This is a genomic window from Actinomycetota bacterium (genome assembly GCA_005774595.1).
Lineage (GTDB): Bacteria > Actinomycetota > Coriobacteriia > Anaerosomatales > D1FN1-002 > D1FN1-002.
The window spans coordinates 1-2,279 of record VAUM01000311.1 but is presented as its reverse complement, the minus strand read 5'-3'; the positions used below and the strand labels follow the sequence as shown (position 1 = coordinate 2,279).

Below are 2,279 nucleotides of genomic sequence, written 5' to 3'. Positions count from 1 at the left end.
GCCCACGTCAGCGCCCAGAACGCCGCCGACCCCCACGTGAACGGCTGACCGCCGCGGCGCAGGAGGCGGGGCGCGGGGGCGATGGGTCCGGCGACGCCGTCCTCCGCCTGCTGCACCGCCGTCGCGTCGGTCTCGGTCATCGCATCCTCGCCCTCGGGTGGGTGGACAGGTACTCCTCGCGCAGGTGCTGCAGGTCGACGTGCGTGTAGATCTGGGTCGTCGAGATGTCGGCATGGCCGAGCATCTCCTGGAGCGAACGCAGGTCCGCGCCGCCCTCGAGCATGTGCGTCGCGAACGAGTGACGCAAGGTGTGCGGGTGCAGCTCGAGGTCGACCAGCCGGCCGTAGCGGCTCACGAGCGCATGCACCGTCTGCCGGGTGAGGCGCCTCCCGCGCGAGTTCAGGAACACCGCCGACGGGTCCTGCGCCACGCCCGACTTCGCGCGCAGGTACGGGCGCCCGTGCGCGAGGTACTCGGCGAGCGCGCGCGCAGCGGCGCCGGCGATCGGCACGAGGCGTTCCTTGCTCCCCTTGCCGAAGACGCGCACGACACCGTCGTCGAGGCCGAGGTCCGCCACGTCGAGGCCGACGAGCTCGCTCGCACGCATCCCGCAGCCGTACAGCACCTCGAGCATCGCGCGGTCGCGGGAACCGGCCGGTCCGTCGGGGAACGGCTGGGAGAGCAGGCGGTCGGCGTCGTCGATGGTGATGACGTCGGGCAGCCGCTCGGGGACCTTGGGCAGCGGGACGCCTGCCGTGGGGTGGTTCTCGGTGATGCCCTCACGCACGAGGTACTTGTGGAACGACTTCACCGCCGCCATCTTGCGCTCGATGCTCGCGGGCGCGAGGCCTCGGCCGCGCAGCGTGCCGACGAAGCGCACGAGCGCATCGCGGTCGACGGCGTCCGGCGAGGCGACGCCGCCGGACTCGAGGAAGTCCGCGTAGCCGGTCAGATCGCGTCGGTAGGCGTCGATCGTGTTGGGCGACGCCCCCCGCTCCACCGCGAGGTGCCCGAGGAACTCCGCGACATAAGCCCGCATCTGCATGAGGGCATCATAGCGCCCGCGCCGCGCAACGCGGTCGCGCGCGGGAGCGCGGCGCGCTACCCTCCCCCGCCGAACCGCTCGAGCAGCTGCCGCACCGCGTCCGTGCGCTGCGGCTCCGGCATCGCTGAGATCTCGCGCATGCCCACCAGCGCGTGTTCGTACGCGGCGCGCTTGCGCGCTCCGCGTGGCGGAAGCGGAACCAGCGGCTCGAGTCGCGGGTCGAGGCCGAGCTCCGAAACGACCGCGCGTGCGTGAGCCGCGCGTCGGACCTCGCTGAGCGCCGACGCGGCGAGAAGCACCGCGAGGTCGGCAGTGGGATCCATCGGTCGATCGGCCCTCGGGCCTCGACGACCTCGCGCCTACCTCTTGGGCGCGGGTGGCTTCGGCGCCGCGGGAGCGTCGGGCTGGGTGTCCACCGCAGCAGCGACCGCCGCGTCACGCAGCGAGCGCTTCACCGCCGAGACCATCTCCTCCTGCGCCGGATCGCGATCGGCCGTGCGCCCGGACACCTGTGCGAGCTGCTCTGTGGCGAGAAGGGCCATCAGCAGCCCGAACGCGTTGTTGCCCGCCGCAGCGCCGGGTCCGTCGCCGGTGTCGCCCATCTGCACGACGGTGCTCGGCACGATCGGGATCTTCGCCGCCTCGATCGCGGCGGCGAGCTTGGTCATCACGTCCTGCATCAGCTGCAGTTGCGGGCCGCCGTACGCCTGCACCTGCTCGTCGATGGCGATGGCGCGGCCGATGCCGACCCGGGCCTCCTTCTCCGCGTCCGCCTCGGCGACGGCCTTGATCCGGGAGGCGTCGGCCTCACCGATCACGCGAACACGCGTCGCGTCGGCCTCGGCGATCAGGCGCACCTTCTCCGCCTCACCGCCGGCGAGCGCCTTGACCTTGTCGGCGTCCGCGCGCGCCAGCGTGCGCACCCGCTCGGCGTCCTGCGCCGCTCGCTGCAGCTCGGCGCGGCCGGTGTTCTCCTGGATGGAGATGTTGATCTCGGACTGGGTGAGGATCGTCTGCTGCTCGGCCGTGGCCTGCGCTTCTTTGAGCTCGCGCTCCTTCTCGGCCGCCGTCTTCTGCTTCTCGTACGTCTCGAGCTTCTCGACCGCGACCTGGCGGTCGCGTAGCTGCATCAGGATCTGCTCGATCTTGTCGTCGCCGGCCGGCGAATGCGGCGTGCCGATGAGCACCTCTTCGAGCTCGAGGTTGTAGTGGGCGAACTTCTCGCGCATGTCGA

At 71.9% G+C, this 2,279-nt stretch carries 2 protein-coding genes; both read right to left on the bottom strand.

Going from position 1 to position 2,279, the window contains the following annotated elements:
* Positions 1–136: 136 nt before the first annotated feature.
* Positions 137–1,045 carry a site-specific tyrosine recombinase XerD gene (xerD, locus tag FDZ70_09500; protein ID TLM69753.1) on the bottom strand — a complete coding sequence of 303 codons (909 nt, stop codon included), beginning with the start codon at positions 1,043–1,045 and terminating at the stop codon, positions 137–139.
* Positions 1,046–1,101: 56 nt separating this feature from the next.
* Complete coding sequence (locus FDZ70_09495) at positions 1,102–1,368, bottom strand: hypothetical protein (GenBank protein ID TLM69752.1); 267 nt, start codon at positions 1,366–1,368, stop codon at positions 1,102–1,104.
* Positions 1,369–2,279 lie beyond the last annotated feature (911 nt).

Excerpts from the sequence above, each read along its gene's own strand:
- xerD (TLM69753.1), bottom strand. The coding sequence starts at position 1,045 with ATGCAGATGCGGGCTTATGTCGCGGAGTTCCTCGGGCACCTCGCGGTG.
- FDZ70_09495 (TLM69752.1), bottom strand. The coding sequence starts at position 1,368 with ATGGATCCCACTGCCGACCTCGCGGTGCTTCTCGCCGCGTCGGCGCTC.